The organism is Limoniibacter endophyticus (assembly GCF_014652835.1).
GTDB classification, from domain to species: Bacteria; Pseudomonadota; Alphaproteobacteria; order Rhizobiales; family Rhizobiaceae; genus Limoniibacter; species Limoniibacter endophyticus.
Genome location: NZ_BMZO01000004.1, coordinates 265,700 through 285,843, shown reverse-complemented (window position 1 = coordinate 285,843; position 20,144 = coordinate 265,700). Strand labels below are relative to the sequence as shown.

The 20,144-nt window shown below is 56.6% G+C and carries 17 protein-coding genes and 1 pseudogene; 8 read left to right on the top strand and 10 right to left on the bottom strand.

The genetic code is table 11. The features are described from left to right. Window positions 1–2: 2 nt before the first annotated feature. A complete protein-coding gene (locus IE151_RS07840) occupies window positions 3–1,334 on the bottom strand; it encodes a methylmalonyl-CoA mutase family protein (RefSeq protein WP_189489430.1) in 1,332 nt (443 codons plus the stop codon). Between the two features lie 222 nt (window positions 1,335–1,556). Here IE151_RS07840 and IE151_RS07835 point away from each other — a divergent pair, with 222 nt between their 5' ends. Then, window positions 1,557–3,044: a helicase HerA-like C-terminal domain-containing protein gene (locus IE151_RS07835; RefSeq protein ID WP_189489429.1), complete on the top strand. Its 1,488-nt coding sequence runs from the start codon at window positions 1,557–1,559 to the stop codon at window positions 3,042–3,044. 347 nt (window positions 3,045–3,391) lie between these two features. On the opposite strand, the pseudogene IE151_RS07830 reads toward IE151_RS07835, so the two are convergent. The 5 genes and pseudogenes from IE151_RS07830 to IE151_RS07810 all read right to left on the bottom strand — a co-directional run bounded on the left by IE151_RS07830 (window position 3,392) and on the right by IE151_RS07810 (window position 8,816). Continuing rightward, a pseudogene (locus tag IE151_RS07830) lies at window positions 3,392–4,566 on the bottom strand (IS3 family transposase). Between the two features lie 36 nt (window positions 4,567–4,602). Next, entirely contained in the window at window positions 4,603–4,923 is a 321-nt protein-coding gene (locus IE151_RS07825; RefSeq protein WP_189489428.1) for a hypothetical protein, read from the bottom strand. 161 nt (window positions 4,924–5,084) lie between these two features. Next, a complete protein-coding gene (locus IE151_RS07820; RefSeq protein WP_189489427.1) occupies window positions 5,085–6,164 on the bottom strand; it encodes a BsuBI/PstI family type II restriction endonuclease in 1,080 nt (359 codons plus the stop codon). Next, on the bottom strand, window positions 6,161–7,954 hold the full coding sequence (locus IE151_RS07815) for an HsdM family class I SAM-dependent methyltransferase (protein ID WP_189489426.1): 1,794 nt from the start codon (window positions 7,952–7,954) through the stop codon (window positions 6,161–6,163). The genes IE151_RS07820 and IE151_RS07815 overlap by 4 nt, the downstream gene beginning before the upstream one ends. 139 nt (window positions 7,955–8,093) lie before the next feature. Next, on the bottom strand, window positions 8,094–8,816 hold the full coding sequence (locus IE151_RS07810; protein WP_189489425.1) for a L,D-transpeptidase: 723 nt from the start codon (window positions 8,814–8,816) through the stop codon (window positions 8,094–8,096). 402 nt (window positions 8,817–9,218) lie between these two features. Between IE151_RS07810 and IE151_RS07805 the strand changes: the two genes are divergently transcribed. The 4 genes from IE151_RS07805 (at window position 9,219) to IE151_RS07790 (ending at window position 12,339) form a co-directional block, all read left to right on the top strand. After that, window positions 9,219–10,097 (top strand): branched-chain amino acid aminotransferase, encoded by an 879-nt coding sequence (locus IE151_RS07805; protein WP_189489424.1) that lies wholly within the window; start codon window positions 9,219–9,221, stop codon window positions 10,095–10,097. Window positions 10,098–10,226: 129 nt separating this feature from the next. Next, a complete protein-coding gene (locus IE151_RS07800) occupies window positions 10,227–10,829 on the top strand; it encodes a superoxide dismutase (RefSeq protein WP_189489423.1) in 603 nt (200 codons plus the stop codon). A 165-nt stretch (window positions 10,830–10,994) separates the two neighbouring features. Continuing rightward, window positions 10,995–11,423 carry a c-type cytochrome gene (locus tag IE151_RS07795; RefSeq protein ID WP_189489422.1) on the top strand — a complete coding sequence of 143 codons (429 nt, stop codon included), beginning with the start codon at window positions 10,995–10,997 and terminating at the stop codon, window positions 11,421–11,423. A 4-nt stretch (window positions 11,424–11,427) separates the two neighbouring features. Then, window positions 11,428–12,339 carry a c-type cytochrome gene (locus IE151_RS07790; RefSeq protein WP_189489494.1) on the top strand — a complete coding sequence of 304 codons (912 nt, stop codon included), beginning with the start codon at window positions 11,428–11,430 and terminating at the stop codon, window positions 12,337–12,339. A gap of 57 nt (window positions 12,340–12,396) precedes the next feature. On the opposite strand, the gene IE151_RS07785 is transcribed toward IE151_RS07790, so the two are convergent. Next, entirely contained in the window at window positions 12,397–13,152 is a 756-nt protein-coding gene (locus IE151_RS07785; RefSeq protein ID WP_244636657.1) for a DUF6456 domain-containing protein, read from the bottom strand. Continuing rightward, window positions 13,149–13,568 carry a helix-turn-helix domain-containing protein gene (locus tag IE151_RS07780; RefSeq protein ID WP_189489421.1) on the bottom strand — a complete coding sequence of 140 codons (420 nt, stop codon included), beginning with the start codon at window positions 13,566–13,568 and terminating at the stop codon, window positions 13,149–13,151. Before IE151_RS07780 ends, IE151_RS07785 begins: the two co-directional genes overlap by 4 nt. A gap of 257 nt (window positions 13,569–13,825) precedes the next feature. Between IE151_RS07780 and IE151_RS07775 the strand changes: the two genes are divergently transcribed. After that, window positions 13,826–14,248: a hypothetical protein gene (locus tag IE151_RS07775; RefSeq protein WP_189489420.1), complete on the top strand. Its 423-nt coding sequence runs from the start codon at window positions 13,826–13,828 to the stop codon at window positions 14,246–14,248. 79 nt (window positions 14,249–14,327) lie between these two features. Here the strand turns inward: IE151_RS07775 and IE151_RS07770 are convergent, their stop codons facing one another. Then, window positions 14,328–14,765, bottom strand: coding sequence for a Ros/MucR family transcriptional regulator (locus IE151_RS07770; RefSeq protein WP_189489419.1), 438 nt, complete (start codon window positions 14,763–14,765; stop codon window positions 14,328–14,330). 474 nt (window positions 14,766–15,239) lie between these two features. Here IE151_RS07770 and msrB point away from each other — a divergent pair, with 474 nt between their 5' ends. Further along, window positions 15,240–15,638, top strand: coding sequence for a peptide-methionine (R)-S-oxide reductase MsrB (msrB, locus tag IE151_RS07765; RefSeq protein ID WP_189489418.1), 399 nt, complete (start codon window positions 15,240–15,242; stop codon window positions 15,636–15,638). Here the strand turns inward: msrB and IE151_RS07760 are convergent. Then, entirely contained in the window at window positions 15,596–17,551 is a 1,956-nt protein-coding gene (locus IE151_RS07760; RefSeq protein WP_189489417.1) for a metallophosphoesterase, read from the bottom strand. The genes msrB and IE151_RS07760 overlap by 43 nt on opposite strands. A 150-nt stretch (window positions 17,552–17,701) precedes the next feature. On the opposite strand from IE151_RS07760, the gene IE151_RS07755 reads away from it, so the two are divergent. After that, window positions 17,702–19,798, top strand: coding sequence for a S9 family peptidase (locus IE151_RS07755; protein WP_189489416.1), 2,097 nt, complete (start codon window positions 17,702–17,704; stop codon window positions 19,796–19,798). The last annotated feature ends 346 nt before the right edge of the window (window positions 19,799–20,144 follow it).

The window sequence follows — 20,144 nt, the reverse complement described above, 5'->3', positions numbered from 1 at the left end:
CGTCAGAGCGTTTCCAATCGGACAGGGCGCAGCGGTTCGCACACGGAGGATGAATCATCGGCCGTGTCGGGTAATCGCTTGATGCCGCTTAGGTTCAGGTTCGGATTGCCTTCGAAGGCAAGTATCAGGTTTTGGCCGATCTTCGCATCGGCCTGTGCATTCGTCGTCGGCTTCAGCTTCTGCAAGTCCTGGGCGATGCGAGCCTGGATGAAACCCGAGGCAAGGGAGCGCAGAACGCCGCCCCGTCCCTCGATTTCCGCTGCAAGCGCTTTCGCTTCCGCGAAAATTTCTTCGGCGCGCGCGTCCACGGCTTCAAAATCGAAGCTGCCGAAATCGATCCGCCTCAATGTCGAAGGCAGGATGCGCGAAACTTCGCGCGACATAGCATTGGCCAGGCCGTTGCCCGTCGTCACCGGTAGAACCGTCAGCGTGGTTGCGCCGCCGATAAAGGCTGCCGACGCCGCCAGTATCTTCCGGGCAATGTTCGCACGCACGCTTTCCGCGCTCATCATGCGATAGGAAGTTTCGGCGTGAATGCGCACCTGGCCGCCATCGAGAATATTGTGGGCCTTCAGCGCATCGGCCCAGAGCAGGCGCAACGCCTTCATGCGTGCCAGGCTTTCCTGAACATCATCGTCCACGCTGATCGAGAAGCCGATATGCGGTACGCCATAGACGACGGGCTGGCGGGCGGCCTTAAACATGCGCAGATGATCAAGTGCGACGGCCAGCACGACGCCAAGCTCGGTTTCCGCCCCTGCGCCTGCATTGTGATAGGGGCGCCCGTCACTTTCCAGCAAAACGCCCGGAACGTCCATGCTGAAGAAATAGGCGAGAAGCTGCGGCGCTGCGGCTTCCATCGCTTCGATCGACATGCGTAGACCGCCTGTTGCGGCAAATACTGCGGATGGGTCTATACCAAAGGAGACATCCAGCCGGTCGGAACGCATTTTTGATGCGCTCAAGATTTCAATCAGCCAATCGGCCGAAGCGCGGCTTGCCTGGTGCGGTTCGATCCGCAGCGCAAGCCTGTCGCCGCAAATTTCAGAAAGCAGGCTTTTGAGGCTCTCGGGCTTGGCGGCAATGCCAGTCGCGCCAGCCCCGACCGCGCCTTCGAAGACGATGGCAAGGCCGTCGCTGCCGCCGTCCATATCGTCTTTCGCCTGTAGTTTTGCCTGTGCAGGGTTGGGGTCGTCAGCGCGTTGCAGGATCAGCGGTGTCGCATTGCGCACACGACCATCCGCCTCGGCGATCGCCTTGCCAATCCGGTCGGCGAGCGCGTCTCTTTCAAACGATGCCGTTACGGTCTGCTGTGCGACTGTCATGCTGTTCATGCCTTCTCCTGCCGGGATTTTTGCGAACCCTCAGCGCCAAACTAGCAGAAGGTAACAGACAGGAAAACACTTGTTACCGGTTTGCATGAAGAGATTCTCGCCGAATGAATGCCCTCCGCAACGGTGCGGAGCTACATTGTGGGCTGTGTTGGATGGCATCTATACGTTTGCAATCCGAATGCGTAAGGTTTCCGCGATTATAAGGATCATGAAGAGGGTGGCATGTCAGAGCAGGACGCAACGATTTTCCTTGGCGCGAGCCGCAATCCCGATGATTCCTACAAGGAGGCGGAAACGCTTCTCCTGAAATATGGCAATCGGCATGGGCTCATTACCGGCGCGACCGGTACCGGCAAGACCGTAACGCTTCAGATACTGGCTGAGAGCTTCTCGCGTGCTGGCGTGCCTGTCTTTGCTGCCGATATCAAGGGCGATCTCTCGGGCACGGCCGTCAAGGGCGAATCGAAGGATTTCCTCCTTGCCCGCGCTGAAGCCATAAAGCTCGACCCTTATGAGTTCCACGACAATCCGGTTATCTTCTGGGACCTGTTCGGCGAGCAGGGCCATCCGATTCGCACGACGATCTCGGAAATGGGGCCGTTGCTCCTGTCGCGCCTGATGAATTTGACGGATGCGCAGGAAGGGGTGCTCAATATTGCTTTCCGCATTGCCGATGAAGAAGGCCTTGCTCTTCTCGACATGAAGGACATGAAGGCGCTGCTTGCGCATGTCTATGAGCGCGCTTCCGAGCTTTCGGTCTCCTATGGCAATGTCAACAAGGCCTCCGTCGGTGCCATCCAGCGTGCGCTTCTGGTGCTGGAAGAGCAGGGTAGAGATCATTTCTTTGGCGAACCTGCGCTTGCGATCAAGGATATCATGCGTACCGCGCCGAACGGCGCTGGCGCCATCAATATTCTCGCCGCCGACAAGCTGATGAGCAGCCCGCGCCTTTACGCAACCTTCCTGCTCTGGCTTCTGTCGGAACTCTTCGAAGAGCTTCCGGAAGTTGGAGATCCGGAAAAGCCCAGGCTCGTGTTCTTTTTTGATGAGGCGCATCTTCTGTTCGATGAGGCGCCGAAGGTACTGATCGACCGCGTCGAACAAGTCGTGCGCCTCATTCGCTCGAAGGGCGTTGGCGTCTATTTCGTCACGCAGAATCCGCTCGATGTGCCGGAAAGCGTACTGGCGCAGCTCGGTAACCGCGTGCAGCACGCATTGCGCGCCTACACGCCACGGGAAACCAAGGCGGTCAAGGTCGCAGCCGAAACTTTCCGTCCCAATCCGGATTTCGACACTTATAAGGCCATCACTTCGCTCGGGACTGGGGAAGCCCTGATCTCGACGCTCGAAAACAAGGGCATTCCGTCCATGGTCGAGCGTACGCTTATCCGCCCGCCGGCTTCGCGCATCGGTCCGCTCACGCCTCAGGAGCGCGCGGCCATGATGGCAACGAGCCCGGTCGCGGGTCAGTACGACAAGGCGATTGATCGGGAATCGGCCTTTGAAATCCTGCAAAAGCGTACGCAGGAAAAGCTTGCCGCGGACGAGGCGGCAGAACAGCAGGCTGCGGCGGAGAAGGCATCACGTCGCACCGTCAGTCAGCGTCAGGGCGTTGTGGAAGCAGCGATGAAATCCGTGGTGCGTTCGGTCGGCACGTCAGTCGGGCGCGCCATCGTCCGAGGTATTCTGGGAAGCCTGACGCGACGTTAGGCTCTGAACTCACAGGATCCCCGGATACAGCTTTGTGCTTGGCTGGCCGATGGACCGGCAGGCTTGGAACGGAGTATCCGGGTCTTGAGGACCGGCTCGCTTGGCGAGGCTGCCCGAGCATTGTGAGCCGTCAACGACGGTCTGCAATCGCTTCGCCCGCTGGCAAAGCAGGCATCTGTGCGCGCATGTCCGAGCAATGGGCCGAGAAGGCGCAAGCTTCATCCAGTTCATCGGTGCCTCGATTAAGCCGTCGCGTCAGCATGCAGTCTTGGGTAAAAAGCGGCTTGGATCGCTCCATCGGTCGCTTTCGTGGATGGAGTGCCCTCCCCTTTCAACGGACAGATCAGCTATTGAGACAATGCTTTGATGAACTCCCTTGGTGAGGCCATTTTCAGCGCTGAGCGTGGATGGATTTCATTATCGTCTTCGATCCATCCGTCGATCTTCCGGAGAGCTGTATCGGCGTCCGGAATGGGTGAGATGCGTATATAGTCGCGCTTGAGGGTTTTGACGAAGGCTTCAGACATGCCGTTCGACTGTGGGCTAGCAACCGGTGTGAAGCATGGGATCAGCTTGAGGGCTTGGGCAAACAGCCTGGTCTCCCTCGCGGTGTATGCACTGCCGTTATCAGATAGATGTTCTATTGCATGCGGGGCGCTGGTTGCGCCGAAGCGCTTTTCGACGGCCTCCAACATCATGTCTCGAATGTCGGAGCCGGATATCCCGGCATTGGCCACCGCTGACCATGAGATAATTTCCCGGTCCAACGCATCGATGATGAACGCGAGACGGACCACCTCGCCATTCCAGCAGGTGAACTCAAGGCCGTCCAAGCACCAGCGGAGGTTAGACCGCATCACCATGACCTTGCCGTCGTGGACACGGCCTATTCGCACCGCCGTGTGTTTCTCAAGGATCATAGCGTGATTGGCCATGATGCGATGAACGCGCTTGCGATTGACGACGGGCAGATCGGCGGCTCGCCGTAGGTCGGCCGAGCATTCACAAGTCTGCGAATGGCAGGCAGCAGCTCGGCATCGTCCGCTTTGAGATACGGCCCACGCGGCTTGGACTTGCCTTTAAGACGCTCGAGGAGATTGGAACGCGATACGCCCAGGACATCTGCCGCCGTCTTCATCGGGAACGTCCTTCGGCAACAAGAGCGGCCGCGATATCGGTTTTTTGAGTGGGCTTTGGAAAGAGCTTCGCGGAGAATCTCGTTCTCCAACGTCTTGCGCCCGAGGATGCGCTCAAGCTCGCGCACTCGATCTTCCAGCTTCTTCACCTCGGAATTGCCGATCACTGGCTCGTCGGAATCCACGGCCACCGCACCTCCCTCGCTCAGGAGCCTGCGCCAGCGATACAGAAGATTTGGCGCAACTCCATGCCGCCGCGCCGCGGAGGAAACGGTCTCCCCGGCGGCATAGCTTTCCTCGATGATCCGCAGTTTGCGTTCCGTTGTCCAGCGTCGCCGCCGGACGTCACCGATTATCAGATCAACCTGTCGAAACTCGTTAGACATAAGCCTATCCTCAAGCCTGTGCTTGAGCCTTCCTGCTTATGCTGAGTGTCCGGTCGAAAGTGGAGGCAGTTCAGTGGAGGACAGAGCACCAGGATCAACGCCATGATCGACCACAATGGGCCTGTCGGCGATCACGCTAACGCCTGGCCAGCCTTCCGACAAGGCAGCTGTTCCGGCGTTGCTGACAGCACGGGACGTCATTGGCAATGTGGAACCCATGGATACGGCGCCCGCCCCATCCTCGAGATGATCTCCCGGAGAGGGTACATTCCGCCCCAAAGGCGCAATCAGCAACAAACTATAGAGCGGGCCACCTGCAGCCCGCAATCTGGTCGGGCGCTTCTTCAGTAAAATCAAACGTTTCCGAAAAATGTCGCCAGATATGAAGAGTGCGCAACTATCTTGCCGCCGTTCTCATTGCATACTCACGCGTCTGGATGCGCTTTTATCAGGCCGCAGCCTGATCGATCCTTCCGGTTTTGATGATGAAGGAGGACCTGAGTTCTCCCTCTTGCCGTTCAAAGCAGGTCGGTTAGTACCGAGTCTTCAGAGCGACCTTCGTGCAATGCGATGATCTGCGCAGGCTCCGATGCAAACCAGGCGAATGATCCCCAGGCAAGCTGGGCGACGGTCTTCTTGAAACCGGGAGACTGCCGATCCTGATATGCCGTCAGGAAAGCGACCTGCCTGGGATCGAAACCGGCGGCGTTGGTCAGTTCGCGCATCGCGGTGCGCCGACGTTCCGTCATCGCGCCGTCAGTGGCGACCACTTCGACAAAGAGAATGATCGGTTCGGCCGGATGCAGGTCCGCCAGAATGAGATCGGGCAGGTTCTTGTCCGCTTCGATTTTCAGGCCGATTGCATTGGCGATAGCATCGTCGCGCAGGACGACCTTGTTGCCGCTTTCGCTGAGCCAGAGCACGACCGGCGATTTCAGAAAGCGCGGCGCGAAAACCTCTACCACCGCCTTGGTAATGATCGAACTGGGGCCTGGTGCGAGCATTCGTGTCTCACCATTTGGAAATGTGGCGAGAACGCCGGAGGTGTTGGCGACCGCGCCGGCGCGCATGATGGTGACGCGGGCGAGGGCGCTCTTGCTCAAGTGCTTCGCCTGAAATTCCGCGATCGCCGCTTCCAGCGCTTCCCCCTCCATGTGCGGATCGAACAGATCGGCAAACTGCTTTTTCAGCGCATATCGTGGTCGTCCCGAAGTGGTCGCCAGGTCCTCTCGCCGTAGAACCGCTCCGATTGCCACCAGCCCGTCGCGCAAGGTTTCGTCGCGGATCGGTTCGCGCGTATTGTCTGCATACCAGCGTGTGCCGGAAACGACGCCGTTCTTGCGCATGACGGCGTTCGCGTAGGCGAAACGTTCCTCATCTGCGGCCATGGCTGCCTGCTCATGCGTCATCCGGTAGACGTGGATCGGCCCGAGAAAACGATCGCTACCCTCTATCGCGCCAATATAGAGCGCGGCGAACACGGTGCTTGCTGCCAGCTCGCGCACGCAGTAGGTGCGATTAGGCGTTCCTTCCGGGAAGATCAGCGGCAGGCGCTCGGCGACGAGCTGCCGCGTTGCATACGCTGGCAACAGGGTCATGCATCCGTCCCGTAGAGCCGCGCACATTCCGTGTCGATCTCGTCTCTGGACGCACCGGATGCAACAAGCTTTGACAGCACTGCGAGTTGCGACGGTGCGGGCAAGGGTACCGCCTCCAGTTCGAAGGCAGAAACTGCAACGCTGCCGCTGATGCAGCGGAACAGATCGTCCGCAATGCGGCTGTTCAAAAACGCGGCGACGATGCTTGGTGCCACCGCCTCATCATCGACAGCGCGCACCATGTTGAGATGGTTTTCGATGACCACGCCCCCATGTTCGGCAATGAATGCCGCCGGCAGTTCAGCGGCGATGAGGCGCCGCGTCTGCTCCTTCGCCGTAGTGCGCTGCACCACGACACATGGCTTGCGGGTCAGAAGCCAGTCGTCGCCCGGCTCCATGCGAAAGAAGGGTGCGTGGTTTTTCTTGTGCGCACGATAGGTGAAGCGGCCGTCGGGCGTCACTGCTTCGGCCCATATCAATGGATGCACATTCTTGCCGCCAGCGCGATCACGTAGCTGGCTCTTGTGGCGGTTCCAGACCAGCGGCCCGGTGGACACCTTGTAGCCCCAGTCCGAAAGCCGGTGAGACATTCGCTGCGCCCGGCGGACAAGTGCAATATGGTCCGGCAGCCGGGGTGCGAGCCAGGGGGCCGAGGCATCTTGCGGCAAAATGATCGCACCATTGCTGGTGATCCTTGCCTCGATCTCTGAAAGCATTGTCAGATAATTAATGCATGTGCCGCCACGCAAGGCCCCGCGGTGATATATTGCAAGCAGGGTTTCCTGAAGCACATCCTCGAAAACTCCTTTGCGCGCATGGACGAAGTCGATGGCGACGGGCGGCGCTTCTTTCGCCAGAAGGCAGCGCAAAGCCGAAAAATACTGTCCGCCGAGAAAGCTGGTAGGTGTCAGAAAGGCAATGATCCCGCCAGGTTTGGTCCAGCGCATGGCCGCATCGGTGAATATTCCGTAGAGATTGGCGTGACCATAGAGGCTGCGTGCATATTTCGCACGCATCTCGGTTGGAAGAGTCACGCGTCCATATGGCGGATTGCCGATGACGAGATCGAAGACCGGCTGCGCCTGCATCGCCAGCGTATCGCAGGTCTTGACGATCTGCGGCGCTGGCCTGCCGGCACTTCGCGCCAGGTCTGCCAGCGAGATTTCCAGCGCGCATTGCGCCAGATTTGCGGCATTCGCATCCAGTTCGAACCCGGAAAGCCGCGCCGTCACATGGCTCAGCGCAAATACCGGCTCGCATTCGCCAAGCGCGTCGACCATCCGACGCGCCGCATGGAGCAGAAAAATCCCGCCTCCGGCCGCCGGATCGAGAACCTTTGCCGTGCTCCAGTCGACGCCTGCTTGCGCTGCCTGATCCAGAAGCCGTGTCACGAGAGCAGGCGGCGTATAGAAGGCGCCAAGCGCGCTCCGCTCTTTCGCGGGCATAAGCGCAGGATACAGACTGGTGACTTGATGCAGCGCTTCGATCAAGGGTAGCCGAGCGGCGATCTCCCCTATCTTGGTGGCCAGCGCCATTGCCGTTTCGTCGAGCGTGCGACGCGCGCGGCGGAGAGAGGGGCAGAACTCTTCGGAAATCGCACAGGTTGCCGCGAGTGACGCAAGCGCGTGACCGGCAAAAGACGCGGCAAGCGCTTCGCTGTCCGAATAAGCGCTTGTCGAGGCCCATGCCCTGGCCATCAGACGCGCGTTCGAAAGCTCGATGCGCGTTGTGCGCATTTCGTCCGTGCTGTCGCAAAGCTGGGGCGTGGAAATCTGGACGCTCTGATTCATGCGAAGGACTCTAGGGCTTGCAATCGGCTTTGACGAGCGGACTATTGCATGTTCTCGTTATGTTTCATAGGTGCAATATTCGGAAAAGCAAAAAGCCGGGGAATTCCCCCGGCTTCTCGAATTCCGACTGGTGCGGCCGTCAGGCCATGCGCAGGCCATTCTGCTTGACGATAATCGGCGTCTTGTTGGGGACGCGATCGTAGAGGTCGATGACATCCTGGTTCATCATGCGTACGCAGCCTGATGAAACGGACTTGCCGATTGTCCACCATTCCGGCGACCCGTGCACACGATAGAGCGTGTCTTCGCCGTTCTGGAATATGTAGAGCGCGCGTGCACCGAGCGGATTGGTGAGGCCCGGTTCCATTCCGCCATTTGCAGCGGAATATTGTTCCAGCTCCGGCTGACGTGCGATCATTTCGGCAGGCGGCGTCCACTTTGGCCACTTGCGCTTCCACTGGATTACGGCGCGTCCGGCCCATTCGAACCCAGCGCGACCCAGGCCTACGCCGTAGCGCATGGCCTGCCCGTCATCACGTACGAGATACAGGAAGTGTTGCTGCGTATCGACCACGACCGTGCCGGGTTCTTCCCCGGTCGGGTCCGGAACCAACTGGCGCAGAAAGCGGCGGTCGATACGTTGATAGGGAATGGCCGGGAGCTCATAGCCTTCATCGATGCGCGCCGCATACATTTGCGCGTAACCGTCAAGTGGCGGTTCTGCCGGAGCCGGAGCGACTGCCGGAATGACTGGCTGCGAAACCGTGGTGCAAGCCGTCAGTACGGAGGCTGCAGCGGCAGCAGAAGTGAGCGAAAGAAATTGCCGCCGGCTGAACGCCGTCTCGGAACTGGACTTGGTCATTATACCCCGCATTCCACATTGCAAACTGGCCCGCCTAAAGGAAGAGCCATCAAAATCACGCGCCTTTATCGGAAGAACGCTTTTGACCGACCGATAATGCATCTGAGCGCATCGCGTTGCATCTTGCCTCAAGGAAAGCCGCCTGGCTTTGCTTCGGAAACATTGATGCCACGATTTACTGACCGATAGGTACCGCAAATCGGTCAACAACTCGGTTAAATCAAGGCGAAAATCGGAACGCACTAAGATGTGACTTTTTAGCAACGCGTTTTATTGGGCCATGGAGGATGCTTTTTTGCGCCAGTTTGCGCCCCATCGCCCTCTTCGTCCGGGCAGAGGTTGACGCCGGGACCTCGCCGGAGTCACATGGGCGCAGTTTGTAGCAAGAACGGATTTATTGAAATGACCTTGGCTCGCGCCGCAACCTCTACCACCTGGACCTATATTGATGGCGACTGGTATGAGGGCAATCCGGCCATTATCGGCCCGCGCTCCCATGCAATGTGGCTCGGCTCGACCGTGTTCGACGGCGGCCGCTGGTTCGAAGGCGTCTCGCCCGATCTCGATTTGCATGCCGCTCGCGTCAACAATTCGGCCAATAATCTCGGCATGAAGGCGACCATGCGCACCGAGGAAATAATTGGGCTTACGTGGGATGGCCTGAAGAAGTTCGATGGCAAGACGGCCGTCTATATCCGTCCCATGTACTGGGCCGAGGATGGCGGCTATATGGGCGTGCCTGCCGATCCGGAAACCACGCGCTTCTGTCTCTGCCTTTATGAATCGCCGATGATTCCGTCTTCGGGCTTTTCGGTCGGCGTTTCCTCCTTCCGCCGCCCGTCGCTCGAGACTGCGGTGACGAACGCCAAGGCTGGCAGCCTCTACCCGAACAATGGTCGCATGATCATGGAGGCCAAGGCGCGCGGTTTTGACAATGCGCTCGTGCTCGACATGCTGGGTAATGTCGCGGAAACCGGCTCCTCCAATATATTCATGGTTAAGGATGGCGAGGTCTTCACGCCTGCGGCCAACGGCACCTTCCTGGCCGGCATCACGCGCGCTCGCTCCATGCAGCTGCTTGAAGATGCAGGTTACAAGGTTCGCGAGAAAAGCTTGAAGGTGCAGGATTTCATGGATGCCGACGAGGTATTCTCGACCGGGAACCACTCGAAGGTCGTACCCGTTACGAAAGTCGAGGACCGTGAGCTTCAGGCTGGTCCGGTCGCCAAAAGGTTGCGCGATCTCTATTGGGATTGGGCGCATTCAACCCCGAAGGGCTGAACCTGTAATAAGCCTGTCTCAATTATGAGCTGAATTTAAAAAATAGCCCCTTGCCTAGAGCGGGGGGAAAGTTTCAAATCCGCCGGCGCGCGCAAGTCGCGCCGGTTTTGATGAAGGGAGTACGATCCGATGGCTTTTGAACTGCCGGAACTGACATATGATTACGAGGCTCTTCAGCCCTATATGTCCAAGGAAACGCTTGAGTTTCACCATGACAAGCACCACAAGGCCTATGTCGATACCGGCAACAAGCTGGCTGCAGAAGCTGGTCTCGATGGCAAGTCGGTCGAAGAAGTCGTTCTGGCTTCTTATGGCAAGAATCAGCCGCTCTTCAACAATGCTGCCCAGCATTACAACCACATCCACTTCTGGCGCTGGATGAAGAAGGGCGGCGGCGGCAACAAGCTTCCTGGTGCCCTGCAGAAGGCATTCGATTCCGATCTCGGTGGCTATGACAAGTTCAAGGCCGATTTCGTCCAGGCTGGCATGACGCAGTTCGGTTCGGGCTGGGCCTGGGTTTCCGTCAAGGACGGCAAGCTCGAAATTTCCAAGACCCCGAACGGTGAGAACCCGCTGGTTCACGGCGGTCAGCCGATCCTCGGCGTCGATGTGTGGGAGCATTCCTACTATATCGACTACCGCAACGCGCGTCCGAAATATCTGGAAGCCTTTGTCGATAGCCTGATCGACTGGGATTACGTTCTCGAGCGTTACGAAGCTGCTACAAAGTAAGCGCTGCAAGCTTTTTGTTGGAAGAGGCCGTCAGCAGGTGCTGGCGGCCTCTTCTGCTTTCAGTGCGCGATCACGCAGCTTTGAATGGAATGCATAGCGCTTGTCACAAAATCCTGCCAAGCTGGGCGTCTGAATAACGCCTCAAGCCAAATGCCAGGGGACACCATGCTGAAACCGATTGCTTCCGTCGTATTTCTTGCAGCTTCTACACTCGTCTCTCATGCTGATCCCATCGCCGATCGCCAGGCGCTCATGAAGGAGAATGCTGCGGTCATGCGTGTTCTTGCGCCGATGGCGCAGGAGAAGGCCCCTTTCGATGCGGCTACCGCACTGGCTGCGCTTCAGAAGCTGAGCGAAGATGCTGACAGGATGGATGTCGAGGCGCATTATCCGGCGGGCACAGAGACCGGCGATACGAAGGCCGGCCCCGCCATCTGGTCGGATCGCGAAGGCTTCAACGCTGCTGTCGCCAAGTTTCAGGCAGATGCCAAGGCCGCCGTCGATGCCAATCCGCAGGATCTGGCAAGCTTCAAGGCGACGTTCGGACCAGTTGCAGAAAATTGCGGTGCGTGCCACCAGAAATATCGCCAGTAAAAACATGGGCAAGGCGGGTAAAATCACTGCCGGTCTGGCCGGGCTTATGCTTGCCGGAGCCGTCGGTTTCTGGTTTGTCACGGCGCCGCAGCCTCTTGGGCAGACCCGGATCGATGCAGCAGCGAACGGTGCCGATGCAGCGCGGGGCGAAATCTTGTTCTGGGCGGGTGGTTGTGCCTCCTGTCACGCGAGTCCGCAGGCTGAAGGTGATGCGCAGACCCGGCTTGCCGGTGGTCTCGCTCTCGAAACGCCTTATGGCCAATTCGTTGCGCCCAATATCTCGCAGCATCCGCAGGATGGCATCGGAGGTTGGTCGCTGGGCGATTTCATGAATGCAATGAAGCGCGGTGTCGATCCGGCCGGCGCCGTGCTTTATCCGGCATTTCCCTACACTTCTTATGCGCGCATGCCAGACGCCGATATTGCGGACCTGTTCGCTTACATGAAGACGCTTCCCGCGGTCGAGGGCAGGGCACCCGCAAACGAGCTGACCTTTCCTTATTCGCTGCGCCGCGGGGTAGGGCTCTGGCAGCGGCTCTATTTGAGCGAGGAGCCTGTCATTGCTTTGGCACCGGATGCCGCCGATGCGGTAAAGCGCGGTCAATATCTCGTCGAGGGCCCCGGCCACTGCGGCGAGTGCCACACGCCGCGCAATGCTTTCGGTGCACTCGACAAAGCGCGATGGCTCCAGGGCGCACCAGCTGCGGAAGGCGGCGGAACGGTACCTGGGATTGCGCCGGGCGGGGCGATCGACGATTGGTCGGCGGATGACATTGCCACCTATCTGGAAACCGGCTTCACACCGGATTTCGATTCCGTGGGAGGCACTATGGTCGAGGTTCAGCAGAATATGGCGCGTCTTTCTGCCCAAGATCGTCAGGCGATTGGCGAATATTTGAAGGCGCTGCCCGAATAAAGCCTCTGGAAGATGCTGACTGAATGCAGTTGGCTCGGTTCGGGCAGCTCCGTTTTGTCAAATGTTTTCCGGTCTGTATCCTTCCGCGCCCCAGTGATGCGGGCGTGGTTTCCTTTGCGGCGCGTAATGCCGAGCCAAAGTCGAAAGTCCCGCCTTCAGCATTACTTTGGCAGAGCGCACCGGCCAACCGCGCTCCGCCTCCACCTGTTCAAGGCCCTTGAGAAAGCAGCATATGTCGAGAAGCGGGCCCGATAGTTCGGGGCCAACAGCATCGAGTGCCATCTCGACGCGTTTTCGCGCTGCAAGCGTTCCCGCTGCAAGTTGGGCGGCACTATCGGCGCTGCTCTGCCCGCCGCCTGAAACGCCAGACCAGTTTTGCGTCACGCGCGGTGTCAGGCTCGCTCGGGTAAAATCGCTCCGCAATTGTTCTCCGGCTTCAAACTCCGCCCTGTCGATGTAGGGCCGGCCACGCCGATCCCGCCGTCGAAATAGCTGCGAAAGGGGGGATTCCGCAGTATTGATCTCGACAAGTGCAATATTCTTGTCGGCTCCTCTCACCAGACCCGTTTCCTTGCCGGAGAGAGGAAGAGATTGAGCGAGATCCGGTGCCAGAACTATATCGTCGCCCTGGCGGAGGAGCAATCCGGCATTGAGCGCCTTGCGCAGCGCCTGTTCCCCAATTGTAACCGCACCATGTTCACCGCATTCGACCAACAAAACATGTTGCGTGCTGGTGGGAGAAAGTGTTCCGGGGGCCTTGGTCAGGATTTTGAGCAGGCGCATCGTCTGCCGATCGGTTGGGAGAATGCTCATCCTTGCTCTCCATGAAAACGAACCGCTGCGCAAGCAACCCGTTCGGCCATGGTGATGAGCTCGTCGAATTGTGGATCGTCACGCAACTCCTCGATCACCTGGCACGCGTGCAGCACGGTGGTGCGGTCGCGACCGAACCCTTTGCCGACTTCTGACATGCTCAGGCCGAGCGCCACATGGCTCACATACATGGCGATCTGTCTGATGCGGGAAATATCCAGCGAGCGTTCGCCGGAACGGATCTTGGTGCTGCTTATGTTGAAGATTGCCGCTGTAATATCTGCCATGGCCTCGCAGGCCTGTTGTTTGCGGCGCTTGCTTGTGATGTGGCGCAGTGTCGGCCACTCATTGGACTTGCCGGGCAGGATGCCGACGGGTGAAGAGGATGTCGGTAGGGTGTTGCAACCGGAATTCATATGAAAGTGCCCCCAAATTCATTGCACGTTCGGTTTTTAAGGTTTGCGTCCGGGGGTGGGGAAACTTGCGGCACGAAAATAAAATTCCCGCTGATTAAGTATATGAAAAAGATAGAATAAAATATTATTGAGAATTTTTTCGCGTTCATTTTGTCCACGCCCCACGATAACTATCCGAAATTATTGGGGCTGTTGCGTATTGCGTGATCGCACCAGTGACGACATTCGAAAATTATGATATAAGGAAGTGGGGCATAATGAATATCGAAGTAGACCGGGAAGCGTTTCTTGCCCGTCAGAAATTACTTGCCATTGAGGCGCGTCAACGCTTCGCTTTTCAAATGAGCTGCGGCATGGATATTTCGAAGCTCGACAGTTTCAATATTTCTGAAGCCCGGGCGCTCGAACTGAAGCTCGTGCGTCTGATCGAGCGTGAACGGCAACGCGGTCTGGAAAAGCACTGGTCTTACGATCTCAATCGGCACATCGCGATGACGCAGGCGCTGGATCGCATCCGGCAACGCCTGCTGGAGTTGGGAGCGGCGCTGGATGTTTCGCCAAAAGGCGCGGATTGCGTGCGTCAGGAGACAATTGCGACGCGACGGGCGCGTTTGCGCGTCGCGCTCACTGCCCGTCGTCTGGCTCGCCGGACGCTTCTTTCCAGAGGAAAGCCCATATAGAAAAAGCGCTGTGGCCGAAAAAGCCATCCAGCGCTTTTAAGAGAATTTCGCCGGTCTTGGGGGCAAGGCCGGCGAAAAATTACTTTGCGTTTGCAGCCTTGCGCTTGCGGCCCAGGCCCATCTTCTTGGCGAGATTGGAGCGGGCCTCGGCGTAATTGGGAGCAACCATCGGATAGTTGGCGTCGAGACCCCACTTCTCGCGATACTGCTCTGGCGTCAGGTTGTAATGCGTCATCAGATGGCGCTTCAGCGACTTGAACTTCTTGCCGTCTTCAAGGCAGATAATGTAATCATCATGTACCGAGCGCTTGGGGTTGACGGCAGGCTTCTGCTTCTCGGCAGCCGGCTGCTCGACATTGCCGCCAACACGACCGAGCGCTGCATGCACATCGGCGATCAGGTTCGGCAATTCGCTGACGGGAACGGGATTGTTGCTGACATAGGCGGCAACGACGTCCGCAGTAAGCTCAATCAGCATCTCGGAATTCGAGGTGATCGTTGGTTCTGTAGTGTCCATGTGGTTTCGGCCCCAGATAGATTTTCGGTTTGGTCCCTCGATATGTTTCCGAGGTGACTTCTTATTTTCTGAGCATGCATTCAACGAATCGAATGATTTTGGTAAATGCGCGCTTTATGAAAGCAAGTCAAATCGATTTTTAATTCTGTTTAGTATCGAATGTGTAGAGGCCGAATAATTCGACAGGAAAATTGCGCCAATCTTTCGATTTCATGAGATGGCAGGGGAGGCGGGATAGAACATCGTCCCAGGTGACCCGGCACATCTGTTGTGATGCTAAAAATTTAGCAGAATTGCGTCGCTCAAGGTTGCAAAAGCAGGTTGTATTGTTTCTTTGTACACGTTTTTGTACCATCTTAAATTAAGCTTCTGTCTGCTGCGGTAGACCATTGATGCGTGTGAGACCATTGATAATCGTCTGGCGCATACGCATCTTCAGGGACGACCCGCGAAGAGCTGTAGAAAGGAATCGCCATGACCAGCGCAGACAAACCGAAGAACGATGTGGAATGGCGCGATAGACTGTCGCCGGAGGAGTTTTACGTGGCCCGCCAGGGCGGAACGGAAAGGCCCGGCTCGCATCCTTACAATTATAACAAAGAACCTGGTATTTATCGGTGTATCTGTTGCGGCAAGCCGCTCTTTTCATCCGAAACCAAATATGAATCCGGATCTGGTTGGCCGAGTTTCTATCAACCGATCGAGGATGGTGCTGTGGCTGAAAAAAGCGACACCTCCCACGGCATGGTCCGCACCGAAGTCAAATGCGCCGAATGCAACGCTCATCTTGGCCATGTCTTCCCCGACGGTCCGCAGCCGACCGGCTTGCGCTATTGCATGAATGGCACGGCATTGGATTTCGAAAAGAAGTAGAAATTGAAGAAAGATCCGCCGGGATCGACCGGCGGATCTTCTCCGGCGATCCGCTTATGGCCGTTGCTGCTGCAGGCGCGGACGATCTGTCTGAGGGACTGGATTTCGGCTTCGACCGCCCGGAATCTTTCCCTGACGTTTGAGGCGTATGTTTCTGCATCGCTTCTGTTGGTCGGTTGTGCATCGCTCCGGTTGCGTGGTGCATCGTTGCGCGCGGAGCGTCTGCCGTTCATAACGTCGCAATTGTACTCGCTCCAGTAGGCTTCGTCTGTGTCCGGGGCGTAATTGCCGTCCGCATCGTAAAAATCGTTCAAAGGCAGCTCGGTATAGTCGGACCATATGCTTTGATATTTTTGCCGAAGGACTAAGCTTCTGGTTCCGGTGAAGGGAAATATAGATTCCACAAAGGAAAGATATTCATGACGCGTGTTCTGTGAAATATAGCGTCCGACGGGTATCCGTTGCGATCCATTGACCGTCAGAACCGTGTCCATTTCCTGATCTACACTGAGAGGATTTTCGTAATAATGCTCGAAACTCCATTCGACTATTTTATCGTTTGTGTTGAAGCAGAAATTGATCGGTTTGGCCGGGCCTGTATCTGAGTCAGCGGTTCTGATCACCCTGGTAACCGGTTTCGAGCGTCGTCCAAAATCGTCTTCCGACTGGATGGTTACAGTATAGTCGGTCGATGGAGTGAGATTGGGAATTGTTATTTCATCGTAATTGTCTGTGAAGAATGTTCCATACTCCTGATCCATGCCCGTAATTTTTGCAGTAATGCCTTTCGGCTTCGGTTGTCCCTGTTGCTGCCAGCTCGCATGAACAGTGAATGTAACGGAGTTTCGACTTGGAAGAATATTGCCGAAATTAGGCACGGCCAAGGAATTACTGGCATCTTTACGAATAGGAATCTCGGCAACGGGTGACGGTGATACGACATTGTCGGTGGCTTGAAAAACCTCGATTACTCCCTCTGCTTTCTTGAATTCTGCCGTCATGAACGTCTTGTTGAATGCAGCGCCGGTGTTCAGAACTTTTGCTCCGCCGATGTCTGATCCAACTCCGGCAATATGTGTGTGGCCATGAAAGATGGCCACGACCTCATACTCTGACATCAGGTCGGAAAACCGGGTCTTCAGGCCGTCCAGGTCGGCTGGAGGACGGTGCATGTTGATGATGACAAGTTTGCCAGCGCTGCGTGCGTTTTTAAGTTGTTCTTCCAGCCAGTTCAGGGAGGGTTCAATTCTGTACTCTTTTCGCTCGAAATTGGTGAAGGGATCATCCCACTGTTTTACGTAATTGAAATGGTTATGAAGCTGGATGAAAGTGAAATCGCCGATGGTCTTGGAATAAGCTTGGCTTCCCCGGTATTTTTCCCAGCCAAAACCGGATTCCTGATAATTGTCGCGAGCATCCGCCCCAATATTGTCGATGTGCCTGAACAGATCTTGCATGGCCTGCGATGCACATCCGTTCTGGTAGCAGTCGTCGACATTGTTCTCATAATCATGATTGCCGAGGCCATAGTAGGTCGGGGCCATGGCCGCGATGCGACTTTTCATATAGTCTGCCTGCCAGCCATGATAAAATGCGGTGACATCGCCGTTCAGGAAGATTGGGATATCGTCGCGGCTTCCCTTTGAATCACGCCAGACGTTGATCGCCGCGTCCTGTGCCTCGATCAGTTCCCGGGACTCGGCTTGTTCATCCTCGCTGTCGCTACCGTCCCCGCCTTTGTTGGTCCACGGATATTGCGTATCGGATCGAATGACGAAACGTTGGGTGACACCGGTGCTGGCTGAATTGTTCGATGCGGGAGTAGCTGGATTGGATGCAGGATCTTGCGCCATGGCTGGAAGTGACAAACTTGTCGCCAGCAACGCGGCGAGTACAGATCTGAAACTCAACATTAAAACCTCCATAGGTTGTGGCAAATTATTTATACAACCAAAAAGATTATCTGTCCCGTATAATCTGAGCGCATCTCGGTCTGCTTCGCATTGACCCGCTGCCGCTCGGCACCTACGTTCCAGCCAGTCATTTCAAGAGATTGCATCCTGATGAAAAACGCTGCTTTATTTCCGTCTCTCCCCGCACCTCACACCGCAAAACACCCTGTTTCCGACACCCGCCACGGCATCACCCGAACGGACGACTATGCTTGGTTGCGGGCCGAGAATTGGCAGGAAGTTTTTCAGAACCCGTCCGTGCTGGATCCCGCAATTCGCAGCCATCTGGAGGCGGAAAACAGCTATCAGGCTGCGCTGATGGCAGACACGGAGGAGTTGCGTAAGAAGCTCTTTGCGGAGATGAAGGGGCGTATCAAGGAAGATGACTCATCCGTGCCTATGCGCGATGGCCCCTACGCCTACGGCACCGCCTTCGTGCTCGGCGGCGAACAGCCTCGCTATTTCCGCCTCGACGCCGAGGGACGCGAGGAAGTCATCCTCGACGGCGACAGGGAGGCTGCCGGAAAACCATATTTTCGTCTTGGTGGCGTCGATCATGGTTCAGATCATGCGCGGCTTGTCTGGGCCTATGACGATAAGGGCTCGGAATTCTTCACGCTTAAGGTGCGTGATCTGAAAAGCGGAACCGATCTGCCGGATACGATTGCAAATACTGGTGGAGGTGGCGTTTGGGACCAGAAGAACGAAGGTTTCTTCTATACACGTCTCGACTCAAATCATCGCCCGTCCAGGATTTTCTATCACAAGCTTGGCACGCCGGAGGCAGATGATAAGCTTGTCTACGAGGAAGCGGATCCTGGCTTCTTTATGTCCGTTTCGGACAGCCGCGACGGCAAGTGGGTTTTCATCGATATTCATGACCACGAAACTACCGAGACGCGTCTTCTTTCGGCTGACGATCCCTATGGTGAGCCGAAGATTGTCGAACCGCGCGAGGAAGATGTTCAGTATGAGCTGGAGGAAGGCGGAGACGTCTTCTTCGTGCTGACCAATGCCGATGGCGCGCGCGATTTCAAGATCATGACGGCACCTGTCAATGCGCCGGGCCGCTCCAACTGGAGCGAACTCGTCGCTCATCAGCCGGGCCGCCTGATCCTCTCCATTATGAGCTTCAGGGATTATCTCGTGCGGCTTGAGCGCGCCGAGGGCTTGCCGCGCATCGTCATCCGTGACCGCGCTTCCGGTGAAGAACATGCGATCGCCTTCGACGAGGAAGCTTATAGCCTGGGGCTATCCGGCTCTTACGAATATGATACGGATACGATCCGGTTCACCTATTCCTCCATGACCACGCCGGCACAGCAGTTCGATTATAATATGCGCACGCGTGAACGTGCATTGCTCAAGACGCAGGAAGTGCCGTCCGGTCACGATGCGGAGAACTATATCACCCGCCGCCTGATGGCGAAGTCGTATGATGGCGAGCTGGTGCCGGTTTCGGTGCTTTATCACAAGGAGACGCCGCTCGACGGTTCCGCGCCCTGCCTGCTCTATGGCTACGGCTCCTACGGCATTGCGATCCCTGCCTCATTCAACACCAACTGTCTTTCGCTGGTTGATCGCGGCTTCGTCTATGCCATCGCCCATATCCGCGGCGGCAAGGACAAGGGTTACGCCTGGTATGATGAAGGCAAGCGCCAGAAGAAGCAGAACACCTTCCACGATTTCATCGCCGCTGCGCGTCATCTGGCGGCAGAAAATATCACAGCGCATGATCGCATTGTGGCCCAGGGCGGTTCTGCCGGGGGGATGCTGATGGGCGCAGTCGCAAATATGGCGCCGCAGGATTTCGCCGGGATCATCGCCGAAGTGCCTTTCGTCGACGTGCTGACCACCATGCTCGACGACACATTGCCGCTCACGCCGCCGGAATGGCCGGAATGGGGAAATCCGATCGACTCTGCGGAAGATTACGCAACCATCGCCGCTTACTCGCCTTATGATAATGTCGGCGCAAAGCCCTATCCGCCGGTCCTTGCAGTTGCTGGCCTCACCGATCCTCGCGTCACATATTGGGAACCCGCCAAATGGGTGGCGAAGTTGCGCCAATATTCGACCAGCGGCAACCCGGTCCTGTTCCGGATCAATATGGATGCGGGCCATGCCGGTGCGTCCGGTCGTTTCTCGAGGCTCGAGGAAATCGCGCTGAATTATGCTTTCGCGCTTAAGATCGCGGGCAAAATCTGACGTATGAGCTGGCCGAACCATGAAGAAGAAGGGTCGCCGCACAGGCGGCTCTTTCTTATTTCAGAATATGTTAGGCATTGGATACTGCGCAAGCTTTGCAAGGATTGCATGCGTGAAAGGCGTATAAATTTCATCTCCAGCAAAATTCATTTTAGATGGCTGGAATTTATATAATTATTGAATAATATAAATTATTATGTGTTTAAAATGTAAAATACTTCACTTAGTTAAATTTCTTAAAAAATTAATATAGTATGATTTCTGATTATGTATAAATATCATTGTATAATATTGCTATGTGCGAATCATCTCTTATTGAGGCATCTTTAGTGATGGTTTGAGGGAC

Excerpts from the sequence above, each read along its gene's own strand:
- IE151_RS07795 (WP_189489422.1), top strand. The coding sequence starts at position 10,995 with ATGCTGAAACCGATTGCTTCCGTCGTATTTCTTGCAGCTTCTACACTC.
- IE151_RS07775 (WP_189489420.1), top strand. The coding sequence starts at position 13,826 with ATGAATATCGAAGTAGACCGGGAAGCGTTTCTTGCCCGTCAGAAATTA.
- IE151_RS07760 (WP_189489417.1), bottom strand. The coding sequence starts at position 17,551 with ATGTTGAGTTTCAGATCTGTACTCGCCGCGTTGCTGGCGACAAGTTTG.
- IE151_RS07835 (WP_189489429.1), top strand. The coding sequence starts at position 1,557 with ATGTCAGAGCAGGACGCAACGATTTTCCTTGGCGCGAGCCGCAATCCC.
- IE151_RS07815 (WP_189489426.1), bottom strand. The coding sequence starts at position 7,954 with ATGAATCAGAGCGTCCAGATTTCCACGCCCCAGCTTTGCGACAGCACG.
- IE151_RS07780 (WP_189489421.1), bottom strand. The coding sequence starts at position 13,568 with ATGAATTCCGGTTGCAACACCCTACCGACATCCTCTTCACCCGTCGGC.
- IE151_RS07820 (WP_189489427.1), bottom strand. The coding sequence starts at position 6,164 with ATGACCCTGTTGCCAGCGTATGCAACGCGGCAGCTCGTCGCCGAGCGC.
- IE151_RS07790 (WP_189489494.1), top strand. The coding sequence starts at position 11,428 with ATGGGCAAGGCGGGTAAAATCACTGCCGGTCTGGCCGGGCTTATGCTT.
- IE151_RS07805 (WP_189489424.1), top strand. The coding sequence starts at position 9,219 with ATGACCTTGGCTCGCGCCGCAACCTCTACCACCTGGACCTATATTGAT.
- IE151_RS07800 (WP_189489423.1), top strand. The coding sequence starts at position 10,227 with ATGGCTTTTGAACTGCCGGAACTGACATATGATTACGAGGCTCTTCAG.
- IE151_RS07785 (WP_244636657.1), bottom strand. The coding sequence starts at position 13,152 with ATGAGCATTCTCCCAACCGATCGGCAGACGATGCGCCTGCTCAAAATC.
- IE151_RS07755 (WP_189489416.1), top strand. The coding sequence starts at position 17,702 with ATGAAAAACGCTGCTTTATTTCCGTCTCTCCCCGCACCTCACACCGCA.
- IE151_RS07810 (WP_189489425.1), bottom strand. The coding sequence starts at position 8,816 with ATGACCAAGTCCAGTTCCGAGACGGCGTTCAGCCGGCGGCAATTTCTT.
- IE151_RS07840 (WP_189489430.1), bottom strand. The coding sequence starts at position 1,334 with ATGAACAGCATGACAGTCGCACAGCAGACCGTAACGGCATCGTTTGAA.
- IE151_RS07770 (WP_189489419.1), bottom strand. The coding sequence starts at position 14,765 with ATGGACACTACAGAACCAACGATCACCTCGAATTCCGAGATGCTGATT.
- msrB (WP_189489418.1), top strand. The coding sequence starts at position 15,240 with ATGACCAGCGCAGACAAACCGAAGAACGATGTGGAATGGCGCGATAGA.